We start from the raw sequence: 21137 nt of genomic DNA, 5'->3' as shown, positions 1-21137 counted from the left end.
AACTAACTGATCGTTTCAGAATGAGGTTCGGAGTCGTCGCAGGCGATGATGCTGCAGGCGAGTTGGAGCAGGCCCAGGTGGAGGTCGGCGCGTATCTCGTAGCGGATCCGCAGTCGCTTGAACTGGGTGGAGCCAGGCGAAGGTCCGCTCGACCACCCAGCGGGTCTTGCCGAGGCCGGAGCCGTGTGCGACGCGGCGACGGGCGAACTTCGGGGTGATACCGCGGCGGCGGAGGGTGCGCCGGTAGTTGTCGTAGTCGTAGCCGCGGCCGGCTAAGAGTCTGCGGGGGCGTCGGCGGGGCCTGCCGCGCAGGCCGCGGACGGGCGGGATCGCGTCCGGGAGCGGCAGGAGCTGGGTGACGTCGTGGCGGTTGCCGCCGCTCAGCGTGATGGCGAGCGGGGTGCCGTGCCGGTCGACGATCAAGTGATGCTTGCTACCCGGCCTGCCTCGATCGACCGTCGAAGGGCCAACGTGAGCCCCCCTTTCAACGCCCTGACGTGGGAACCGTCAATCGCGGCGTCGTCCATCTCCAGCAGGCCGGCCTCTCGCAGCTCGGCCAGCAGTACCTCATGCAAGCGGGGCCAGACGCCGACCTCAGTCCAGTCCCGGAGCCGACGCCAGGCGGTCATCCCTGAACAACCGACGACCTGGCTGGGCACATCGCGACAGGCCACTCCTTTGCGCAGCACGTAGACGATGCCGGCCAGTGCGATGCGGTCCGGTACCGGTAGTCGTCCTGGGTGAGATGGCGTCGGGCAGGCCGGGCCGGCAGAAGCGGAGCTAGTCCGAGGAGTCGGTGTCGATCCGACCGACGGCAGCGGTCGGCCGGGTTCAGCGCCAGCCGCCATGGCGAGGCTCCAGGTGCTCGCCGAACAGGGGATCGAACGCCTGTCCGTCCTCGTCGGTCACGACGTAGTCCGGTTCGGTCTTCGAGGCGGCTGCTTGCAACCGGATGACGAGGTCAGTGACAGGCAGGATGCGCAGCGACAGGGCTGCGGCCACCTGGGCAGCTTCGTTGTCGATGTCCGGGTTGTACTTGTCACGAGTCCGCTCAAGATGTTGAGCGGAGATCTGCATGACCTCCACATCGCCACCGCCCGAGAACGAGAGGCAGTCGTGCCACTCCAGCCCCATGATGATCTCCAACGCGTCCGCCAGGTCATCGGCGAGCAGCCCGCCTTCCCCTTCGGAACTCGCGAACACCACCGGCCGGCGACCGTTCTGCTCGGCACACAGGAAATACGCCCCACCGGCGGACTCCCCGGCGATCACCTCCAGGGGCGCACCCGAGGCAAGCCTCAAACCCTCGCCATAGTGCTTCCGATGGATGTCGAAGCCGAACGATGACCGCAGCAGTAGATCGATCTCTGGGGTGTTCTGGATCAGGTCGAGCAGACGATCACTTGAGGTCATGACCTGGACGATAACGAGTGACGCTGACGTGTCAGCGCCGGGGCGAACAGCCTGCCCGTATCCGGCAGCGGCGCGCCCCGTGGATGGGGGACTCCACATCCCCTACGGATGTCAGACCACACCTGCACCCGAGCCATCACAAGTCATTCTGAAACGATCAGTAAAGCCAGTACCGGCGGCTGAGCAGGCAGCGCCAGAGCCGGACTCTGCAGCGGGCCAAGCCGCAAAAACGCGCCGACCAGGTTCGCCACGCCGTTGTTGGGCATTGCGACAGAGCCCGCAGTCCCGGTCGATGAGGCTGCGCAGCTGGCCCCCTGCAGCCGGTTCTCCGGGCTACGGCGTGCAGCGGCTCGGTGTCCAGGTCACTTCGCCGGTGTCTAGGTCGGGACGCCAGGAGGCGAGTGTGCGCGCGGCGACCAGCCGGTCCAGCAACTCGGCTGTCTGCTGGGGGGAGTGGCCGCACAGTCGGCTGAGCACGTCCATCTCCACGGTGTGCGCGGGGCCGGGGGACAGGTGTGCTGCGAGGGCGAGCGCGACCAGCCGCATCGCAGGGGACGTGTCGCGGCGAAGGCTCAGCGGGTAGGGGCTGAGCGCCCAGTGGCCGGCGCGGCGGCGCGCGACGCGGCTGGGGGCCTGGTCCTGAACCGCGGGGTCGAGTACCTGCACTTCAACGGGCGCCGACCGCAGGTCCGGCGGTCGCAGCCAGTTCTCCTGGACGAGTTCGTCCCACACTTCCGGACGGCCGCGTAGGCGCATGGAGCGCAGCAATCCTGCGGGCATCCGCACCAGCCCACGCGCGTCGGCGCGCAGCGCGCACTGCAGGGCGAGCAGCCTGGCAGCGGGAGAGGCGGCACGCGGGAGCACGGCGGCCAGGTAGGTGAGCATCTCCCGCACGCGCCGGCATTCGTCCGCGCCCGGCTGCCGCGGTTCACGCGCCGTCGCGGGCGCGGGAGCGACTAGCGGTGGAGGAGCGAGCAGCGTGTCCGGGACGACAGCCGTGTCGCCGGTGGCGGCCGAGCAGGCCCCGCAGGCGTCGGCCAGCCGCCAGAGGCGGCCGCCGCGGTCACGGGTGAGGGTGAGCCGGACCGGGCCGGCGCACCCTCGGTGGCGCGGATGCCACAGACAGCCCTGGGCGCGGCACTGGCAGGTGCGCAAGTACGAGGGCAGCGCGTCGCCTCGGGCGTGGCAAGCCAAATGCTTCAGGGCCGCCGACCTCGCGGAAGCTGCCGGGAGCGGCGTATGGGCATGGCAGCGGACGCAGACGAGGGCGCATCCGCCCGGCTGCGGACGCAGCTCCACCATCCAGATGCGCCGTACTGCGGCGTCAGCGAGCCTCATCGGCCGGACATCCTCCCGTCTTTCGTGCCCGAGGGCGGGGACCTGCTCAGCGGGCGTCCCGGGCAGCGGGCACCGTAGTGCAGATCCCTGCCCTGCCGCAGGTCGCGCCCGCAGGACAAATAGTGCAGGTATCTGCACGGACAGGGCAGATACCTGCACCTTCCGATGGTGGGGTGACGATCATCCCGCCCGACCCCGACTTCACTGCCCTGCGAGTCGTACTCGCACGGCTGCGGGGCGAGCGCGGATGGACCTTCGACGAACTGGCCGAACGCACCGGCCTCTCCCGGCGCACCCTCATCGACCTCGAACACGGCCGCACCGCCGGGAGCCTCACCACCTGGCACAGGCTGGCTCACACCTTCGACGTCCCCCTCGAGCGCCTCCTCGCCACCCTGTGTGAAGGGCACCCCGCCCCAGGCGCCGCATCGGCTTGAACCCGGCCGCGCCGAAGCCGACCACGCGTCAGAGGGAATCACCCGCACAGGCGAGGAGACCTCGAACGTCCAGACTGCCTCCCGCGCACACGTTCCCGACGCCTGGCCCGATCGCGTGACCTCGACGGAGCCCTCCGCCCGGCACCGGCGCGGCACCTGGCACGGTCACCGTCATGCACCCCCACGTCCCCCGCGCCGACCGCCACCGCGACGGCGGCCATCGGCCTCTCCACTGCCCCCCGCAGACCACTCCCGGCAGCGTGCTGTGGGTAGCACAGCCCCGTCCCTGCCGTTGTCGCGGCAACCGGTGGCCACGCGACGACGGCCGTCCGGTCGCCCCGCACCCTGTTGAAGTGGCCGCCGCAGACACGCCGCCGGCCCCTCGGCTGCACGTCAGGCGCGGCACCGCCCGCCCCCACGGCGGCGGCAGCGCACGGTGCCGCACCCCTCACGCACTCCTGCGCCCCCGGCGGCCCTCCACCACCGCGCCGACGGGCTGCCGCTGCCCCGGGTACCCGGCGCCTTCTCCATGCGCTCGACCTGCACAGCGCCGAGGCATGTCCAAGCCCTCCCGCCCCGCCTGAAGCCTGCCCACCCCGGTCCGTCCCCCCGGGGGGCGCTCCCTAGGCGGAGGCACGCCAAGGACCGCCCACCCGCCCTCCCCGCCGCCCCCGACATCCCGAGGACCTCTACCGCCATGAAGCCCACCGACGAACAGGCCGCCGCAGCCGACGCCTTCCGAGCCAGCGAACACCTCGCCCTCCAAGCCGGAGCCGGCACCGGCAAGACCACCACGCTGGCCCTGCTCGCCCGGAACACCAAGCGCCGCGGCCGCTACCTCGCCTACAACCGCGCCGTCGCCCAGGACGCCGCCGCGCGCTTCCCCCGCACCGTCCAGTGCAAGACCACCCACTCCCTGGCCTACGCCGCCATCGGCCACCGCTACAGCCACCGCCTGAACGCGCCCCGCCGACCGGCCTGGCAGACCGGAAAGGCCCTCGGCCTCGCCAAAGGCATCCGCATCGGCGAGCGAGAAATCTCCCAACGGGCCCTGTCCAACGCCCTGCTGCGCACTGTCAGCCGCTTCTGCCACGCCCCCGACGACACCATCGCCTTCCAGCACGTGCCGCGGCTGCGCGGCCTGGAAGACAAGGAGTCGCACCGAGAACTCGCCGCCCACATCGTCCCCGTCGCCCACAAGGCATGGAACGACCTGCAGGACACGCACGACGGATGCGTCCGCTTCGAACACGACCACTACCTGAAGATCTGGGCCCTCACCCGCCCCAGCCTCGACGCCGACTACCTGCTCCTGGACGAGGCAGGACACCGACCCAGTCGTCGAGCAGATCTTCCTCGCCCAGCGCCGTCACGCCCAGCTCGTCATGGTCGGCGACTCCGCCCAGGCCATCTACCACTGGCGCGGCGCCAAAGACGTCATGGCCGGCTTCGAGGGCACCCAGTCCACCCTGTCGCAGTCCTTCCGCTTCGGACCCCGCCTCGCCGACGAGGCCAACCGCTGGCTGCACCTGGCCGACGCCCCGATCCGGCTCACCGGCACGCCCGAGGTACCGACCGAGATCGGGGCTGTCGACCACCCCGACGCCGTGCTGTGCCGCACGAACGTCGGAGCCATGGCCCAGGTCATCGCGCTGATGGCTGCAGGACGTCGAGTCGCCCTCGTAGGAGGCGGAGACAGCCTGCGCGCCCTGGCCGAGGCAGCCCGCGACCTGAAAGAAGGCCGCCGCACCCACCACCCCGAACTGGTCCTCTTCCCCTGCTGGGGCGACCTGCAGGACTACGCCTCGCACGACCCGGCCGGACGAGACCTTCAACCGCTGGTCAACCTCGTCGACGCCCACGGCGCCGACACCATCCTCGCCGCCGTGGCCCGCCTGTCCCCGGAACAGCACGCCCATGTGACGGTGTCCACCGCGCACAGGGCAAAGGGACGCGAGTGGCCCCGCGTGCTGATTGCCGGCGACTTCGCCCAGCCGCAGGACGCACAGGCCGGCCTGGCCGGCTCACCCGCGCCGACCAGGCCGGTCGACGACGCTGAAGCCCGCCTCGCCTACGTAGCCATCACCCGTGCCCGCCACCACCTGGACCTCGGGGGGCTGTCCGAGGTACGTGACGGCTCCGACAGCGCCACAGAGCCCGCCAGGCCAGCGTCCCGCGCCCGCTACGTGTAGCCGACCGGGGCTTCGCCATCCCTCCGGAGGGCGTCCCCCGCGAAGCCGGAGGCCGCCACCAGTTCCGACTCACTGCCGGACGGGCCTGCACGACCAGGCCGACGAGCCCGTCCAGGACATCCGGATGCGGGTCGCGTGGAGTGACTCCACCGCATATGTCGTAGCCCCTTATATCGAGGAAGCGCTTGCCGAAGTACGGCCGGCTTTCGCGCCGCGCTGCACCGAGGGTGAGCCGTACGGGCGCGTGACGTCCGGAAGCGGCAACACCTGGAGGGGCGCCAGTTCCGGCTCGGCCGGTAGACGGCAATGGGTGCGGCGTAATTGGGGCAGGGATGGTTGTCGGTCCCTGCCTCTACCGTTGCGGCATGGTGGAAGTGCCCTGGGAAGAGCTGGCGAAGAAGCCGAAGGTCTGCGAGTGCCTGGTGACGCTGCTGCTCCTTCGGCTCTATCCGCGTGCGCAGGCGGTTGACGGGACAGGCGGCGACGGCGGACGCGACCTGTTCGAGTACAGCGAAGCCAACCAACTGATCAACTACGAGGTGAAGTCCTTCACCGGCCGTATGACCAAGAGCCGCCGAGACCAGGTGCAGCGATCCTTGGTGTCGACGGCAAGGTCCCAGCCCGATCACTGGGACCTTGTGGTGCCCATCGACCCGAATCCCGCCGAGCAACGCTGGTTCGATGGACTGCGGGCCGAGTTCCCCTTCGTGCGCCAGTGGCGTGGCCGCAGTTGGCTAGACACCCACTTCGCCGCGCAGGACGATCTTGTGCGGTACGCCTTGCACAACAGCGACAGCTACATCCTGGACAGGATCGCTGAAGCCCGTGCCGAGCGAGACTGCCTACTGCGTGGAATCCCTGACCTGGTAGAGCGGTACGAGGCGTTGTACCGCCGAAGTCAAGAGCTGTCGCCCCACTATGGAGTTCGCGTCTCCAGCGGCCCCGCCGGGGCGACCGTAGTCGAGCTGACGCCTAAGCAGTCACCGGATGATGCCGGGACCGCGATCGAGTTCACCGGACAGGTGAGATTCCGGATTGACGATCCCGAGGATCAGGCACGTCAGCAGCAGTTCGAGGAAGCGATGCGGTTCGGCGGCGAGGTCACTCTGTCCGCGGCCAACCTGGGATCCATGACGGTCAGCGCTCCTGCTGAGCTGGGCATCGACGGCACCGTCAAGCTTGCCGCCATACGCATCGCTTCACTCCAGGAGGACATTAAGCCACCGGTCCAGGGACAGTTGCTCGTCGCGCATGCTGGTTCGGGAATGCCGCTGATGTCTCTACCCGTACGTTTTGACAAGCGCATCCACGGGTCCGACGGGGGCACGCTGTTCGGTCAGGACCTTCTCGGCTGCATCCGGTTGCGGGTGCGATACGACATGCTCCAGCAGTTGGGGAGGATGCAGCTAACCGTCGACCCGCCGGAGAACTTCCTGCCGCAGGCGGTAGTCCCCGCGCTGCGCTTGCTCGCAGCGGCAACTCCAGGGCGGACGCTTGACCTTGTGATGGCCGGCGCACAAGAGGAACGGATGAGCAGTGTCATCGCCAAGGAGCCCGTGCCAGTCGGCTGGGACGAAGGCGAGGCCCTGGCATGGGCGGACGCCTTTTCGGATCTCGCCGCGCTTCAGGAGCGGGCGGCCCAGTTCTTCCCGGTTCCCGAGGACTTCACCCTGCGCGATGCCCGGGACGTCAAAGAGGTCTTGGCACTGATGCGTGGTGAGGAAGTCCTCATGCGTGCCACCACCGTCTCCGTGACGGCTATCCACCGCGACGTTCTCGACCGGGCTGCAGGCATGGACCACTTCCTGCTGGCAGCCGCGTACGAGTCCATGATCTTCACCATCGGCAAGAACTCGATTCCCCTCGGCCCCTGCATCGAGGTCGTAACTGTAGACAAGGTCCTGAACCTTGCTGAAGCCAGGAGGCAGATGGAACACGAGGGCCAGGCCGAGATCCGCATGCGTCTTGACCGCAACCACCCGCCACGCCGCTACCTCGGCACCGACTTTCCCATCTGACGGCCGCCGGGTAAGGCTTCACAGCCACTGGCTGTCCAGCGTGGCGGAGGCGCTGGTCCGGTGGCGTTCAGTGCAGTGGCTGATCGAGGATCTCCGGGCGCACGCTTGCGACATTTGAATACAGCGCGGACCGCGGGCGGCGACGGATTTCGCCGAGCACGTTTCCGTGCTCTGCGCCACGCTCATTGCCCTCGCCGTCCGGTCGGTTCTGCCCGCCGCCGGCAGGACAAGTGACGCCAAGGCTGATGTGCCGGGTCGACGGAGACGAGTGCCTGCTGCCCGGGTGTTCGCTGGGCTGTAGGACGAACACCCCGACTACAGGGGCGCATGGCGGCCGTCGTGACCATGCGGCTCAGACGCGGGAGCGCAGGTAACCAGGCAGGTGCTTGTCGCAGCAGGCCCACTTCGCGCCGGACTTGTCGGTGACGGCGTACTTGGGCGTCTCGGTGCAGGGCTTGGCCTCGCTGCCTCCCCAGGTGCAGCGGTTCTTGCTGGCGTGACCGGAGATGACGTCGGGGTCGTGGCGCTGGACATCGACGGCGGGCGGGCGCTTGCCTGTGAGTTCCGCTACAGCCATGACTTCCTCGGCACCGAAGGCGCGGCTGACGCCGGAGGGGCTGAGGCCGGCGGCCGCGCCGAGGGATTCCAGCGTGTGCGGGCGGGGCTGGTGGAAGATCCGGCCGTAGGCCAGGAGCAGTCGGATCTTCTCGTCGGCGTCCCGCTTGATCTCGACGAGGTCTTCGAGAGCGACCAGGAGCGCGTCGTGTTGCGGGCCGTGCTCCTGTGCCGCCTTGCCCGTCTTCCTAAACCAGGCGTTCCACGCGAGGTGCCTGGCGTTCAACGTGTCGATGTCCTCTTGTTGCGGGTCAGCCGGCCGCGGCCAGCGGATGGCAGAGATGTCCTCGTAGCGAGCTTGGAACATCTCCGGCGTCTCATCAGTCATGCCGCGAAGCGTGCACGAAACTTTGACTGACTACAAGCGAACTTGAGTGAAGGCAAGTTCTCGTGATTGCATGGGCGTTCGCCGAAGTGCACCCTCGCCCTCGGCCTCAGCGGCCCTGTGGCGTGGCGCTCGCATCCCCCCGGCGCGCCTGGACCGGGAGCGTCAAAACGGTTACCTCGCACACCCGTTGCGTTCTACCGTTCCTGGGCATGAGTCCCAGGCCTTCCAGGGCGCCTATCGTCTGCCGCTGTTCCACGCGATTGAGCAGGCCCGTGGTGAGCACGCCTACCGGCAGCTGCCTGTACCCGCACCGACCAGCGGCCTGGCCGCGGACGACGCCCCGCTGGACCTGTACTGCGCCGCGCACCTGATCCAGAACTCCTACACCGCGGGCCTGGCTCACGCCGACGCGCTGCGCCGTCTGACGGCTGCCGACGAGATCGATCCGACGAACCCCTGGACGCTGCTGCGCGGCGCGCTGGAGAATTTCGCCACCGGCCTGTGGCTCCTCGACGGCACCGGGCGCAGCGGGCGCCGACGTCGCGCTGTTCTCCGATCTCGGTGCCCCCTGCGCGCAGGCGAGAGGTGCCCGTTTCCACCGCGCCCCGTACCGGCACACGCCCCGGCACAGCGTGCCGTCAGCTGGATGTCTCCCAGCTGGTGGTGAACAACGCGCATTCGAGCAGGTCAGGGGCCGCCCCGGATGGCCAGCCCTCATCTGCGGCCAGCTGGTCGGCGGCGGCGTGCATGAAGGAGAGGTAGACCCCATAGCGGTGCGGGGACCAGTTCCCGTCTGACCAGACCCAGGCGGCGACCGAACCATCCGCATCGTGGCCGCTCTCGCGACCGACCGCGGCGGCCATCCACCTCAGGCGTCTGGACAGCACACGGTCGAGGATGAGCGGCCGCGGACCCTGAGCGGGCTGCACGACGGTGCCGGTGAAGTAGAGGAACTTGGTGAAGAAGGACGGCCCCAGCCCGGGAACCTGCCCCTGGAGCGTGGCGTACGCCTGTGGTGCACCGTGCTCGCGCAGTGCGGTGACTGCGGTGGCCAGCGTGGAGTCCAGGCCGTCGGAGGCCAGGATCTTATGCAGGGTGGCCGGCCCGCTGCCGCCGGGAGTGCCGCGCTTTCCCTTGCCCCATACATAGGTCGCGACCAGTGCCTCCCTGAACGCCTCCCGCCGCAGCGCGTCGGCGACGGCCGAGGCCACCTCTGCCCGGCTGACCGCAGCGTCACCGCCTGCGGAGGTGGGCGCCAGCGCCTTTGGCCACGGAGTGATCTGCGCCCACCGGCCGGGTGTGTAGCGGATCGTGTGCGCGCCGGGTGTTCCGTCCGCGTAAGCCGACGCATTCGCCTTCCACCAGTGGCCCAGCGCTCGCACGACGGCGTTGGGCAGCAGGCGTGCGGCCATCTCGCGGTCCACCGCGTCCGCACGCTCCTGGCGACCCTGCCCGTCCTGCCCGTCCTGTTCGGTCACGAGCCGTTCCCTGCCTGACGTGCCGCCAGCCGTGGGGGGGATACGGCGGATTCCTTGGGTTCGGGTTGCTGCGGTACGCCCCCGCCCGGCACGAGCTCGGCGGCTGCCTGTTCCAGTTCCTGTCGGCGAAGTTCGCCGCCTTCGATCAGGTACGTGTCGGTCAGGGGCCGTGCAGGCAGCCCCCAGGCGCGGGCGCGGGTCCGTACGCCGATGTCGCGGCTGACGACGACCACCTCCGCGGGAGCGACGGCCTGGTGCAGACGCAGTGCCGCAGCCACCAACTCGTCGTCCGGCACAGGCAGGCGGGCGTGCCCAGGCTCATCGGCCGCGATGAACAGAGGGGTTCCGTCGTCCGCGATCGCCTTCTCGGGCCCTGCTTCCAGTACCGACTCCAGCAACCGGAACACGCCGCGCGCCCGCCGGGAGATCTTCTTGTCCCCCGTCTGGTAGCTCTTGGTGTCGATCTCGTCGACCACGACGTGCGGCACCATGACCGCGGTGCCCTTCCCGAACACCTTCTGCCAGGGGACCTTGTCGAACCGCGTGAAGTGCAGCGTGGTGTTCGTGTCCAGCACCGCGTACCGCACGGCACCGGCGCGCCCGTACCGCTCCTGCATGGCACGCACCCGGTTGGCCACGGATCTGAAGTAGTCCTGGAGCTCGGCGAGTTCCACATACATCATCAGCCGGGCCTCGTCCAACGGCGCGGTGAGGATCGCCCGGTAGCGGCCCGCACGGAGATGCCCCGCGATCTCCCGGTCGCTGAACCGCCGGTTGAGCTCCTCGGCGGCCGTCCAGGTCCACTCGTCGTACCGTTTTCGCACGGCCCGCATCTCGGCCTCGGCTTCCGCGCCCGTTTTCATCATGTGAGGGATCCGGATGGAGATGTCGTTGAGGCTCCCGGCCACGAGATCGTTATCCAGGAAATTGATTGCGTCGATGCAGGTCGTTCCGGCTCTCAGCATGCCCTTGTTCTCTCCCCCCGGACGGGCTCGGTGCGCTCCGTCCGGCCCATCCTGCCAGCGTTGCTTCCGTCCGATGCGAGTTTCGCTCCCTGGGGGCGGAGGCGCTCGCTGACACGGTAGGCCGGCCGCCGACGCGGCCGCGGGCCCCGGGCTGCGGCCAGGTTCCTCGTTAGTGCCCTGCACGATCAGCTCCGAAGAGGGCTCCCTTGGTCTTGCCCTGGGCGCCCGACTCGGTGAGTTTTACGTTCCGTTCGGCTGTGACACTGACGGTGGTGGAGGCTGGCGTCGCCGGTCCTGTAGGGAGGAAGCTGGGCTAAGGCCGAAAGCGCCAGAGAGGTATGGCGTGGTGATCAGCTTCAGCCGGTTGAGATCACCCCGTCTGCGTCCGTATGAGGCGGCGGATGAGGCGGCGGTGCTTGAGTTGCTTGCGGCAGACCGGCTGCCTGGGCAGCCGATCTGAACCGCTTCGATGCTCGCTGAGGCGCTGGCCGGCCGCTCAGAAGCTGATCCGGCGGCGTGGGCGGCGCTGGATGCGCTTGTCACTACCGTGCTGTGCGCGCCCGGTGGCGGCATTGGCGGCATCGTCTGCTGTGCCGGGCGCCCCTGCGACGACGCGTCGTTGATCTTGTGGCTGCACTGCCGTGACAGCTCCGAGGCGGCCGCGACTTTGATCGCTCGGGCTCTGGAATGGAGCGGCGCCCGCCTCGTGTATGCCTTCCCGCTGGCCTCCGCCCTCACTGTCTGTGGGCTTCACCGGTCTGGGGCGGTGCCGGTATCTGCGCGCTGAGCTTCCCGTCGCAGGCTTGCCCCACCTCGGGCACGTGGAGCTGAAGGACAGTGTCGCGCCGCCCGGCAAGCGTCTTGAGGTCCGCCGCGGTGGGCGGGTGCTGGGCCAGGCCATCGTGGAGCGTCCTGTCGGCAGGGTCGGCGTGATCCGCAGCCTCACGGTCGCCCCGGACACCTGCGGGCTGGACTTGCGCCTGGGGCTGCTGGGCAACGCTCTGGACGTGCTCGTCGGGTTCGGTGCTCGCGAGACGATCGTCTACCTGGATGAGTCTCATGATGATCCGGAATGGGATCCCGCCGCTGCCCTGCGCACCTATCTGTTCCCTGACTTCATCGAGGTCGACCGGCTGCTCACTTTCACCAGGCCGCCGACGCCGTCTGGGATGCGAGGTTAGTAGCTGTATCTTCCTGGCCTTCCTTCCGCTGGTGCGACAAGGGCCTCTCCCCTCTCTTCGCAGAGCGGCCTTGGCTTGTGGCGGCCTGGTGGCGGCTCAGCTTGAGATCATGTGGCGCAGCCAGCAAAAGAGCAGGCCGGCGACGCCGGCGCCGCAGTCGCCGAGGTCGTTCACCGCCTTCCCACTCGGCCGCGGCCGGTGGCCGCGAGGTCGAATGCCTCCCGCAGCGCGACGGCCTCCGGCCGCACCATCCCATGGTCGGTGGCCGCGACCTCCACCACGGCCAGGCCCGGCACCGCCACGTGTGCGTCATTGATCTGCCTCATGCCGTGCACGACGCCCCGGAAATTCGGTCGAAGACGAACCGCGAGGAGCTCATCGATGTGCTCGCTGGCAGACGGCGTCGCCGCAAGGAGACTGCCGCGTGACGGGAGGCGGCACGCGCGAGTCGTGCTGGGCCGCGGGAAATCTGTCCCGGGAATGCCCGCCGGGCCGGTGTGGTTGTACAGGGCGTGATGGTGAAGGAGACAGTGTCCCCGGGCCTCATTTATTGCCTGCAGGGACGATCGTTCGGCTGAAGCCCTGCAGAGCCTTTCGCCGCGTAGGCGACCGCCCTTCACGATCACAACCCTTTTTCGGCAGTCCCGGCCAGCATGCTGGCCGGGACTGCCGCTTTTTCACTGACGCTACCTGCAGTCTCCCGATCCCGGCCGCGACATCACCCGCGAGGCTGCCCAGCACCTCGACGGCCTCACCAGCGCCGTACCCGAACAAGCGGCCGAACCGACCTGGACCGGCATCGGCGGACGGATCCCGCGACGGCGGCTGACGACACGCTCCAGCAACATGGGGCAGTGCGGCGCGCCCTTCTTGGAGAGGACCCGGCCGCCGGGTCTGGGCACGGTCACTTGGTGAGGCGCAGCGTCACCGATGCCTTTTTTCGTGCCGGGGAACTCGAAGTCGAAGTTGGTCCGCGTGCCCATGCCGCGTGCGTCGACCATGCGCCAGTGGTGGCCATCCGGCCAGATCTCGACGATCGCGTCCCGGCCGTCCACACGGGTGTCCTGGACCCAGCCGTACACCTTCAGGGTGCTGCCCGAGCAGGCCAGCACCCAGTGGGCGCGTGCGCCCGGGATCGTTGGGGACGCGGAGGAGGGGCAGCTCGCGGCGCTCGCCGGGCCGGCGGTGCCGAGGGTGAGACCTGCGGCAAGGAGAGCAGCGGACAGGACGGACGTGGAGGTTTTCCTGAGCGCAGGCACAGAACTGTCTCCTCTCGCGGTGGGGGATGACGAGAGGAACTTACGGGCCTGAGCAGGGCGGAGTGCGAGGCTTTCCCGAACGAGTGACGGCAGATCCGGTTGGCCGACGGTCGGCTCCGGGGCTGTCTGGCCGCATCGATGTGTCTGCGGGATGTAGAGGTGCACGGCCCTCGATCTTGTTGTTGAACGTCTCCCCATGTCGATGTTGAGCCTGTATGGTCACTGCACGTATGCGTCTGGCAGCACAGTGATGTCGGCGCGTGTGGTAGGGCGATGTCTCGAGTAAGGGGGTGGTCGGGATCGTTGCTCCGACCACGGGACAGACAGCGGTGCGAATGCTGTTCATCCTGGACCGGCTGGGGGATGCGTGCCGGGCCGGGGACGATGTGCCGGAGTCGGCGGTGCGGGTGATTCAGTCCGAGCGGAAGCTGCAGAAGCTGGACTTCCTCATACGCAACCCGGACTACCTCGCCAATGTGATCATCACTGGATGCGAAGAGGGCCGTCTGTCCGGTCAGCGCCTCCTGGACGCGCGGGCGGTGTTGGAAGAGCGTGAGCCGGAGCTGCACACCTACCGGATGCTGCGGGGCCAGCACGGGGCGTTCGAGCAGTTGAACAACGCGCTGAGTGTGCTGCGGCACCTGGAGTTGATCGCCATCCGGCGGGCGGGCCGGGTGAGCGACGCCAAAGTACGGCGCCGCGACTACTACCTGCTGGAAGCCGGCGCAGCCCGAGCGCAGGAACTGCGCGCCACTGAACCGCTTCTGGCCTGGTACGACCAGCAGGCCGCATATGTAGCGATGGCGGCGGAAGGCATGTCCGGGGGACAGCTCAAAGCGCTGCAGTACGGGCACGAGGAGTATGCGGGCACTCCGCAGGGGCGGCTCATCGCAGGGATCACCGCCCGAGTCAGGCAGCGCCTGGAGGCGGCACTGGCACGGGAGGGGCTGGCGGCGTGAACCGGAGCATCCCACAGGTCGAAGACGACGCTGCAGGCCCGGTCGAAGCATGGCTGGAGGAGATCGCGGGGGCGTCCCAGCAGCCGGTCGAGGTGGTGCGCGAGGTCCTCGCCGAGCACGGGGTACGGGCGCACACCGCCCTCCCGCGCCCCCACCGGATCCTGGTGACGGCGGTGGAGTTCGAAGGCATCCGCCCGGCTCCCGACGGCCAGCAGGATGCGGCCGACATCCCCTTCCGCTTCCAGTGGGAGCCCGGGCCCGGCGTGTGGTGCTTGGCCTCCACGGGAAAGAACGAGGCCGGCAAGTCCAGCGTCCTGGAGATCATCCTGTGGTGCCTGCGCGGCCGAGCGGGCCTGCAGCGGGACGTGCGCAGCTGGCTGCGCCGCGTGCGCACCGAATTCCTTCTCGACGGCGAGCCGCTCGTGGTGGAGATGACGGTGGCCGGTGGCATCCCCACCGGCAGCGTGGTGTCGAAACAGACCGGCGCCGAACTGGCCTCGTTCGACGGCATGAAGGCGTTCGAGGAGTCGATGGACGCCTTCATGCTGGACCGCCTGGGGCTGGAGCCTCTGCGCACCCAGCAAAAGCCCCGCGGGGACGTGGAGGCGCTGCCGGTCACCGGTGAACTGTCCTGGCCCTCTTACGCCAGCGGCCTGTACATCAACCGCAAGGGCCTGGGGCACCTGCTGGGCAACGAGTCCAGGAACGCACTGCCCACCCGGCTGCTGGAGCTGTTCCTGGGTGCTCCGTGGGCGGCGACCATGGTCGCGGCATCGGTCGCCCAGAAGGTGGTCGCCGCCCAGCTGTCCGCGGCCCGGCAGCGGGCCGCCGCCGACGCCCAGGCACGCCGCGCGCAGCTGGGCGAGCTCACCCGGCAGCTGGAGACCGAACGCGCCCGCCTTGAGGCGCTGCCCGAACAAGGACAGGCCGCCGCCGACCTGAGCGCGGCCTACCGGACGCTGGCCGCCGCCACTGCGACGGCCGGCGAGGCGCAACGCGCGCTCGCGGCGGCCCGTCTGCGCCACGACACCCTCGAGGAACAGCGGCACAGCCTCGCCCAGGCCGTGCAGACCGCCCAGGAAGCAGCACTGGCCCAGGCGTTCTTCCACACCCTGATGCCCACCGTCTGCCCCCGCTGCGATACGAAGGTCTCCAAGGAGCAGTGGGCCCGGGAGCAAGAGGGGCACTGCTCGCTGTGCACCTCCCGCCTGCCCGAGCCCACTGGCCACCACGATGACTCTCACGGTGACGAAGAGACGGAGACGGCGGACGATCTGCGACGCGCTCTGGCCGACGTTCAGCAGGAGGCGGAGGAAGCCGCCGGCCTCCTGGCCACGGCCCAGACGCAGGCCTCTACCGCGGCCGACGCCGTCACCCGCGCCGAGGCCGCTCTCCAGGAAGCCCTGAAGGACCCCGGCACCAGCGAACGGCGCACCGTGGAACTGGCTGTGGCCCGCCTGGAGGGAGCGGTCGCCGAACGCACCGGCCGCTTCGCCGACCTGGACGCAGCCGTCGACATCACCCCGCTGGAAGTGGCCAACGCCATCCTCAAGGCCGCAGAGAAGGCCGCGCACGCCCGCCGGACCGCCGCCTTGAAGCACGTCCTCAAGGACGTCGAGAAGGACATCGTCACGATGGGCCGCGCCCTGGGGCTGGAGATGCTCCAACGCGTCGAACTGGGCACCGGGGCCACCCTGACCGTGTGGAAAGGCGGCCAGCAGCACTCCTACGGCTCCCTGACCGAAGGCGAACAACTGCGGCTGAAGATCGTCACCACGACCGCGCTGCTGCGGCACGGCATCCGCAGCGGTGTCGGCCGCCACCCCGGACTGCTGATCGTCGATTCCCCCGGAGCCGAGGAAGTCGACAGCAAAGACCTGCAGCTCATGGTGCAGGACCTGGTCAAGCTCACCGACATGGCGCCCGAGCTGCAAGTCGTCATCGCCACCGCCCGCGGCGAGGACGTGGCCTCCCTCATCCCCGAAGGCCAGCTGCGCCTCGCCCCGCCAGGAGCGCGCCTGTGGTGAGCGCACCAGACCCGCCACGCCAGGACACCCACCGGCCGCGCCTGACCTAGAGTCCAAGCCGCACACGTCCGCCGACGGAAGGAGGCAAGACGATGCCCGGCCTCTCAGGCGACCCTCTACGCCTCCTCGCCGACGCCCGCCGAACCGGCGCACCTCCGCCTGCACTGACCGACCTCGGCGGCCCCACGCTCCTGACCGACGCCCGCGACGACCTGCTCGACCACGACGACCTGCCCGCCCTGGTGACGCTCGTCTGCAGCGACACCCCCACCCTGGCAAGCCGCACCGGCCAGGACTTCCTGCTCGCCGCCGCAGTCTCCGACGACCCGCTGCTCCTCGAAGACGTCGTCACCGCCCTGCTCACCCACCCCGACGCCCTGCAGGTCCTCGGCGAGGACCTCGCCGACGCCTGGCTGGACACCAGCCGCACCCGCCTGGACCTCGTCGGCGGCATCGCCCTGGAAGCCAGCGCCCGCCTCGCCCTGGCCGGCATCGCCAGTCACTATGGGCTCCTGGACCGGCTACGCCGCATGCGCAGGGAACTGTCACGCATCGACGAAGACTTCGCCGCCCGCGCTGTCCGCGTAGCGGGCGCACTCGCCGAACACTTCTCCGCCCCGGAAATCCCCCCGCTGCTGGAAGACCTGCTCGACCACGACGACGTCGCCGACGACGCCGCCTTCGAGCTGGGCATGCTCACCCTGCGCCAAGCCCTCACCACCGACACCCTGGACCAGGCCCGCCCCCAACTCCTCAAAGCCCGCGCATACCTCAGCGATGCCCACTGCACGGAGGAACGCCCCGACGCCGCCGGCTTCGGCGCCGCCCTCGACGCCCTCCTCGCCTACAGCTCAGGCGCCACCATCTCCACCGGCACCCTCCGCCAGCTCCAAGACGCGATCTTGGACATCCGCCTGAACCTCCTCGGCCTGCCTCCCGGCTGGCGCACCCCCCGCCTGGACACCCTGGGCACCTGGCAGCAACTCCTCGACACCCTCACCCGCGCCCAAGCCGCCGACCGGCCAGGCGCCTGGCTGCACGCCGCCGCAGTCATCACCAGCCTGGTCGACGTCTACGCAGCCCACCGCAGTCTCGACCTGCTCACCCCCACCGACGGCTCCCTGCCGACCGATGCACCTGGCGCACCAGTTGCCGCAACCGGCCTGCACGCCGTCCTGGCCCCCCGAGTGGAACAGAGCCTGCTCGCCCGTGAAGGCGGCCTGGCTCTGCTCGACCAGTGGCTCGCCGAGCTGAGCACCACAGCCGAGACCGACCAGGACCCCACGACGCCGATCGTGCGGGAACAGGCCACCGCTTTGCGCGAAGCCCTGACAGCCGGAAGGCAAGACCCCGGCCCAAAAGCTGACAGCCCGGCGACCGCACTCGCCGGGCTCCCCCTCCACCCCGATGACGCCGAGCGCCTGTCCGGCTTCCTCGCCACGGCCCCTGAGCTCACCGAACGCCTGGCCAGCATGTGGCAGGCCCGCCAGGCCCAGGAACCCGTCGACGAGATCCCCGCCATCGCGGCCGCCTACCGCAAAACCCGCACCGAACTCCGCCAGCAGTGCCCCGACGGCTACACCGGCCAGTTCGCCGCTGACATCGACCGCATCCTGATCTACCTCCTCCGCTTCCTCGACCTCAGACTGAACGAGACCCAGAAATTCGGCGGCGACGCCCGCAAGTACCTCCGCCGCCTCAAAAAAGACGAAGACAAACCCCTCGAGAAGGAACTGGGCAGAGACCTGCGCGACTTCCTCCGCGGCCAAGGCCTGCGCGTCGAACTGGAAGTCGGCAACGTGGGAGCCGGACGCGTCGACATCGCCTGGCGCCCCCACGACGAACTGATCACGCTCGAACTCAAACGAGACTGGACCAACCCCACCTGGGACGCCTACACCAAAACCTTCCTGCCCCAGGCCATCGCCTACCAGGTCAACGGCCCACCGGTGAACTTCCTCGTCGTCCTCGACCTCACCGACAAGGCCGACGGCCTGGCCGCAGTACCCGCCTGCGTGCACGTCCGCACGGTCCCCGGTCCCGCGGGCGACCCCAGACCCCGCACGGTGATCATGCTGCGCATCCAGGGAAACAAACGCGACCCTCACGAGCTGTAGAAGGCACGGAGCAGGCGGTCTTCGGCGACCATCTCCGCAGACAGCCGCAGCACGGTGGTGCAGGAGATGCGGCCCTGGGATATCTGCAGTTCAGCCCGGTGTGTCAGCGGCGCGTGCTATCTGCTGTTGCGACGGATTCACCGCGCTGCGCGCCAGATTCCCGGGGGTCACGAGCCCGTGCCGTTCACCGCGCTGCACCCTGATGCCGGCCGACTGGATGCCACCCAGCCTGATCTCGGCTGCGCGATGGGCTGGGCCCAGGTCTACAAGGTGCGGCCCCGCGTTCCCCTGGCCTGCCCCGGGTGCGGGTGGGCCGTGCATGCCAAGCATTCCCCGCAAGGGGTGCGGTTCTTCTGCCACGACCCGGGCCGCGACGGCGCCTGCGAACTGGGCGGCGAATCGTGGGAACACCACATGCTCAAGCTCGAGCTGGCCTCGGCGGTCCGTAGCGCCGGATGGCACGCCGCCCTGGAGGTGGCGGGAGGTGACGGCGCATGGCGCGCGGACGTGATGGCGTCCTCCCCCGACGGCAGCAGGCGCATCGCCTGGGAAGCGCAGCTCTCACCGATCACCGACCGGGACATCCTGGCCCGCACCGCCCGCTACGCAGTCGAGGGCATCGGCGTGTGCTGGGTGTCCCCGGGCCCCCAGGCACCCCCGTGGATCGACGTGGTCCCGGCCGTACAGGTCAGCGCCCCCGACCAGCACGGGCAGTGTTGGAGGGTGGTCGACGGCCTGGGTGGATTCGACGCCGCCGCCGGGACATGGGAGTTCAAACCGCAGGACCTGGGGCGGTTCGTGAGATGGGTGCTGTCCGGCAGCGTCACCCCCGTCGCCAGTCTCCCGCACTACACGTCCGTACAACGCGGCTCCGGCCTCGGCCACTACGTGCAGCGTCGCCTGTGGTGGACCTCCGCCCAGTCCGAGCACGCGCAAAGCGAGCACGACCGCAGACGCCAGGAGCAGGCCGAACGGGCCGGCAGAGCCCGCCGGGCGGCCGCGGACCGCCGCGCCGCCCAGCAGCAAGAGTTCCAGCGCAGGCAGCAACTCCAGCGGCGGCGCAAGAGTCAGCCCGTGCCGGATCCCGAAGACGAAGAGACTCGCCGCGCCCAGGCACAGGAGCAGCGGCGCTTGGAGCAGGCAGGGCGGCGGCAGCGCGAGCAGGAGGCCGCGATGCGGAGGGAGCTGGCCGGTCGGGCGGTGGAGGTGGCACGGGCGTGGTGGCAGGACGTGCAACCACGCCAGCGTGCCGAGCTCTTCGCTGCGGTCGCCAAGCGGGCCTGGCGCGACGAAGAGGTACGGGTGGAGATTCCCGAGAGGCCGCAGGTGTCCGAGAGCTTCGCCTACGGCATCCCGCTCTTCACGACGGGGCGGCTGCGCGCCCTGTACGGGATCGTGCGTCCCTGCCCCGAACTGGTCTGTCTGTCACCGCAACTGGAGTTCCAGCACCTCGTGGTGCGTGATGAGCAAGAAGCCCGTCAGCTGGTCGGCGTGATGTCGCCGCGAACCCGGATCACGAACCTCGACCTCCCCAGCGACGCCACGGGCAGGCCGGAATAGACAACCTGCGATACCCGGTCCGGCGCAGCCGGGCGGCCGGGGAGGTGCGCGTCTGAGGGTGAGGCTTTCGGCGTGTCGCGCGGTGTGTGGAGGGGAGGGGAATGACGTCTTTCCATGATCGATGAATGGAATTGATGGGAGGAGGGTGCCTGGAGGCTGTCCGTTGCCGCACCCACGAGGGGCGGTGCGGTCAAGCGTGCGCTGCGCTGGCGGGCCAATGGGGGGATTCGTTCGGCCGGATGGTCGACGGGTTGCCGGTGCGGTTGGTGCGGCCCAGCGACACCGAGCGGCCGACCTGGGGCGTCTATCAGCACGAGCGGTATCTCGGCACGGTGCATGCCCGCCCCGACGGCGACGGTCTGTGGCACGTGCAGTCCGCGGCCGAGCAGTGCCGCAGTTTGGACGATGCGGTCAGGATGCTGCGCCGGCCGTCTTGCTGGTCCCGTCAGCGGCAGCGGGTGGCTTGTTGGGCGCGCGCCGTGCTGGCTGATCCGGCGCTGCTGGTGATCGATGTCCAGACCGCCGGCCTGGGCGCGCGGGCCTGGGCGGTACAGGTCGCGGTACTGGACGGCCGGGGCCGGACGCTGGTGGACGAGCTCGTCGACCCGGGTGAGCCGATCACGGTGGCGGCCAGCGGGCTGCACGGCATCACCGGCTCCCACGTTGCCCGCGCTCCTCGTTTCCCCGACCTCCTGCCAGAGCTGACCGGGGTGGTGGCGGGGCGGCGCTGCGTCGCCTACAACGCCCGCTTCGACTGCGGTGTCCTGGCCCGGGAACTGCTGCGCCACCATGCCGACGTCTCGGCGGTGCGGGCCTGGCTGGCCGGAAGTCGCTGGGAGGATGCCATGGCGCCTGCCGCGGTGGCCGCGGGGCTGTGGGCAGTCGATCGTTCGCAGTACCGCTGTCAGCGCTTGGGTGGCCGCTATGACGCGGCAGACAAATGTCGGGCCCTGCTGCGCTGCCTGCATAGCCTGGCCTCGGCGGTGTAGCGGAACGTGCTGCCCGGTCGAGCAAGCCGGGTGCGGCAGCGCCCGGGGACTGGCGGGGTGGATCTCCATGTTGCCGTTCACCAGGACCCGGTGACCCGATAGGTCCGCTGCGCGGTGGTGGCATCGCGCTGATCCAGGTCGCTGGTGAACACCCCAGACGCCGAGGGCGAGTTCCGTGCGCAGCGGCGCAGTCGGCCAGCGGCCCAGCCACGCCGCCACGGTCACGGACCCATTGATCAGCAGGCCGGTCGGCTGCTGCCG

General features: G+C 69.6%; 17 protein-coding genes and 2 pseudogenes. 11 read left to right on the top strand and 8 right to left on the bottom strand.

The genetic code is table 11. The features are described 5' to 3' along the window. Positions 1-2 precede the first annotated feature (2 nt). From ACWEEU_RS27790 to ACWEEU_RS27780, 3 genes and pseudogenes are all read right to left on the bottom strand, one after another. A pseudogene (locus ACWEEU_RS27790) lies at positions 3-835 on the bottom strand (IS5 family transposase). Next, a complete protein-coding gene (locus ACWEEU_RS27785; protein WP_451735871.1) occupies positions 832-1413 on the bottom strand; it encodes a hypothetical protein in 582 nt (193 codons plus the stop codon). The pseudogene ACWEEU_RS27790 and the gene ACWEEU_RS27785 overlap by 4 nt, the downstream one beginning before the upstream one ends. A 333-nt stretch (positions 1414-1746) precedes the next feature. Continuing rightward, positions 1747-2751 carry a hypothetical protein gene (locus ACWEEU_RS27780; RefSeq protein ID WP_451735868.1) on the bottom strand — a complete coding sequence of 335 codons (1005 nt, stop codon included), beginning with the start codon at positions 2749-2751 and terminating at the stop codon, positions 1747-1749. A 173-nt stretch (positions 2752-2924) separates the two neighbouring features. Here ACWEEU_RS27780 and ACWEEU_RS27775 point away from each other — a divergent pair, with 173 nt between their 5' ends. The 4 genes and pseudogenes from ACWEEU_RS27775 to ACWEEU_RS27760 all read left to right on the top strand — a co-directional run bounded on the left by ACWEEU_RS27775 (position 2925) and on the right by ACWEEU_RS27760 (position 7398). After that, the gene (locus tag ACWEEU_RS27775) at positions 2925-3188 is read left to right on the top strand and encodes a helix-turn-helix transcriptional regulator (RefSeq protein WP_451735865.1); all 264 of its coding nucleotides are present in this window, start codon (positions 2925-2927) and stop codon (positions 3186-3188) included. Between the two features lie 173 nt (positions 3189-3361). Then, positions 3362-3772 carry a DUF6083 domain-containing protein gene (locus tag ACWEEU_RS27770; RefSeq protein WP_451735863.1) on the top strand — a complete coding sequence of 137 codons (411 nt, stop codon included), beginning with the start codon at positions 3362-3364 and terminating at the stop codon, positions 3770-3772. 113 nt (positions 3773-3885) lie between these two features. Then, a pseudogene (locus ACWEEU_RS27765) lies at positions 3886-5380 on the top strand (UvrD-helicase domain-containing protein). Positions 5381-5745: 365 nt separating this feature from the next. Further along, positions 5746-7398, top strand: coding sequence for a hypothetical protein (locus tag ACWEEU_RS27760; RefSeq protein WP_451735860.1), 1653 nt, complete (start codon positions 5746-5748; stop codon positions 7396-7398). Between the two features lie 352 nt (positions 7399-7750). On the opposite strand, the gene ACWEEU_RS27755 is transcribed toward ACWEEU_RS27760, so the two are convergent. Beyond that, positions 7751-8341 (bottom strand): hypothetical protein, encoded by a 591-nt coding sequence (locus ACWEEU_RS27755; RefSeq protein WP_451735857.1) that lies wholly within the window; start codon positions 8339-8341, stop codon positions 7751-7753. A gap of 187 nt (positions 8342-8528) precedes the next feature. Between ACWEEU_RS27755 and ACWEEU_RS27750 the strand changes: the two genes are divergently transcribed. Then, on the top strand, positions 8529-9008 hold the full coding sequence (locus ACWEEU_RS27750) for a hypothetical protein (RefSeq protein WP_451735854.1): 480 nt from the start codon (positions 8529-8531) through the stop codon (positions 9006-9008). On the opposite strand, the gene ACWEEU_RS27745 is transcribed toward ACWEEU_RS27750, so the two are convergent. Continuing rightward, entirely contained in the window at positions 8980-9819 is an 840-nt protein-coding gene (locus ACWEEU_RS27745) for an 8-oxoguanine DNA glycosylase OGG fold protein (protein WP_451735851.1), read from the bottom strand. The genes ACWEEU_RS27750 and ACWEEU_RS27745 overlap by 29 nt on opposite strands. Further along, entirely contained in the window at positions 9816-10784 is a 969-nt protein-coding gene (locus ACWEEU_RS27740; protein ID WP_451735848.1) for a PIN domain-containing protein, read from the bottom strand. The genes ACWEEU_RS27745 and ACWEEU_RS27740 overlap by 4 nt, the downstream gene beginning before the upstream one ends. A gap of 821 nt (positions 10785-11605) precedes the next feature. Between ACWEEU_RS27740 and ACWEEU_RS27735 the strand changes: the two genes are divergently transcribed. Further along, positions 11606-11965: a hypothetical protein gene (locus tag ACWEEU_RS27735; protein ID WP_451735845.1), complete on the top strand. Its 360-nt coding sequence runs from the start codon at positions 11606-11608 to the stop codon at positions 11963-11965. Positions 11966-12135: 170 nt separating this feature from the next. On the opposite strand, the gene ACWEEU_RS27730 is transcribed toward ACWEEU_RS27735, so the two are convergent. After that, a complete protein-coding gene (locus ACWEEU_RS27730; RefSeq protein WP_451735842.1) occupies positions 12136-12291 on the bottom strand; it encodes a DUF6207 family protein in 156 nt (51 codons plus the stop codon). A gap of 360 nt (positions 12292-12651) precedes the next feature. Beyond that, positions 12652-13224 carry a hypothetical protein gene (locus tag ACWEEU_RS27725; protein ID WP_451735840.1) on the bottom strand — a complete coding sequence of 191 codons (573 nt, stop codon included), beginning with the start codon at positions 13222-13224 and terminating at the stop codon, positions 12652-12654. 335 nt (positions 13225-13559) lie between these two features. Between ACWEEU_RS27725 and ACWEEU_RS27720 the strand changes: the two genes are divergently transcribed. The 5 genes from ACWEEU_RS27720 (at position 13560) to ACWEEU_RS27700 (ending at position 20876) form a co-directional block, all read left to right on the top strand. After that, positions 13560-14183 (top strand): hypothetical protein, encoded by a 624-nt coding sequence (locus ACWEEU_RS27720; protein ID WP_451735837.1) that lies wholly within the window; start codon positions 13560-13562, stop codon positions 14181-14183. Then, positions 14180-16210 carry a hypothetical protein gene (locus tag ACWEEU_RS27715; RefSeq protein ID WP_451735835.1) on the top strand — a complete coding sequence of 677 codons (2031 nt, stop codon included), beginning with the start codon at positions 14180-14182 and terminating at the stop codon, positions 16208-16210. Before ACWEEU_RS27720 ends, ACWEEU_RS27715 begins: the two co-directional genes overlap by 4 nt. Before the next feature lie 92 nt (positions 16211-16302). Then, positions 16303-18327, top strand: coding sequence for a hypothetical protein (locus ACWEEU_RS27710; RefSeq protein WP_451735832.1), 2025 nt, complete (start codon positions 16303-16305; stop codon positions 18325-18327). Between the two features lie 54 nt (positions 18328-18381). Beyond that, positions 18382-19887, top strand: coding sequence for a competence protein CoiA (locus ACWEEU_RS27705; protein ID WP_451735830.1), 1506 nt, complete (start codon positions 18382-18384; stop codon positions 19885-19887). Between the two features lie 239 nt (positions 19888-20126). Continuing rightward, positions 20127-20876, top strand: a complete 750-nt coding sequence (locus tag ACWEEU_RS27700; RefSeq protein ID WP_451735828.1) for a 3'-5' exonuclease — start codon at positions 20127-20129, stop codon at positions 20874-20876. The last annotated feature ends 261 nt before the right edge of the window (positions 20877-21137 follow it).

Source organism: Streptomyces sp. NPDC005004, assembly GCF_053600675.1.
This window is presented reverse-complemented; position numbering and strand designations above follow the sequence as displayed.

Bases quoted from the DNA above. Each gene is read 5' to 3' on its own strand.
- ACWEEU_RS27785 (WP_451735871.1), bottom strand. From the start codon at position 1,413: ATGACCTCAAGTGATCGTCTGCTCGACCTGATCCAGAACACCCCAGAG.
- ACWEEU_RS27780 (WP_451735868.1), bottom strand. From the start codon at position 2,751: ATGAGGCTCGCTGACGCCGCAGTACGGCGCATCTGGATGGTGGAGCTG.
- ACWEEU_RS27770 (WP_451735863.1), top strand. From the start codon at position 3,362: ATGCACCCCCACGTCCCCCGCGCCGACCGCCACCGCGACGGCGGCCAT.
- ACWEEU_RS27760 (WP_451735860.1), top strand. From the start codon at position 5,746: ATGGTGGAAGTGCCCTGGGAAGAGCTGGCGAAGAAGCCGAAGGTCTGC.
- ACWEEU_RS27755 (WP_451735857.1), bottom strand. From the start codon at position 8,341: ATGACTGATGAGACGCCGGAGATGTTCCAAGCTCGCTACGAGGACATC.
- ACWEEU_RS27740 (WP_451735848.1), bottom strand. From the start codon at position 10,784: ATGCTGAGAGCCGGAACGACCTGCATCGACGCAATCAATTTCCTGGAT.
- ACWEEU_RS27730 (WP_451735842.1), bottom strand. From the start codon at position 12,291: ATGAGGCAGATCAATGACGCACACGTGGCGGTGCCGGGCCTGGCCGTG.
- ACWEEU_RS27720 (WP_451735837.1), top strand. From the start codon at position 13,560: ATGCTGTTCATCCTGGACCGGCTGGGGGATGCGTGCCGGGCCGGGGAC.
- ACWEEU_RS27710 (WP_451735832.1), top strand. From the start codon at position 16,303: ATGCCCGGCCTCTCAGGCGACCCTCTACGCCTCCTCGCCGACGCCCGC.
- ACWEEU_RS27700 (WP_451735828.1), top strand. From the start codon at position 20,127: ATGGTCGACGGGTTGCCGGTGCGGTTGGTGCGGCCCAGCGACACCGAG.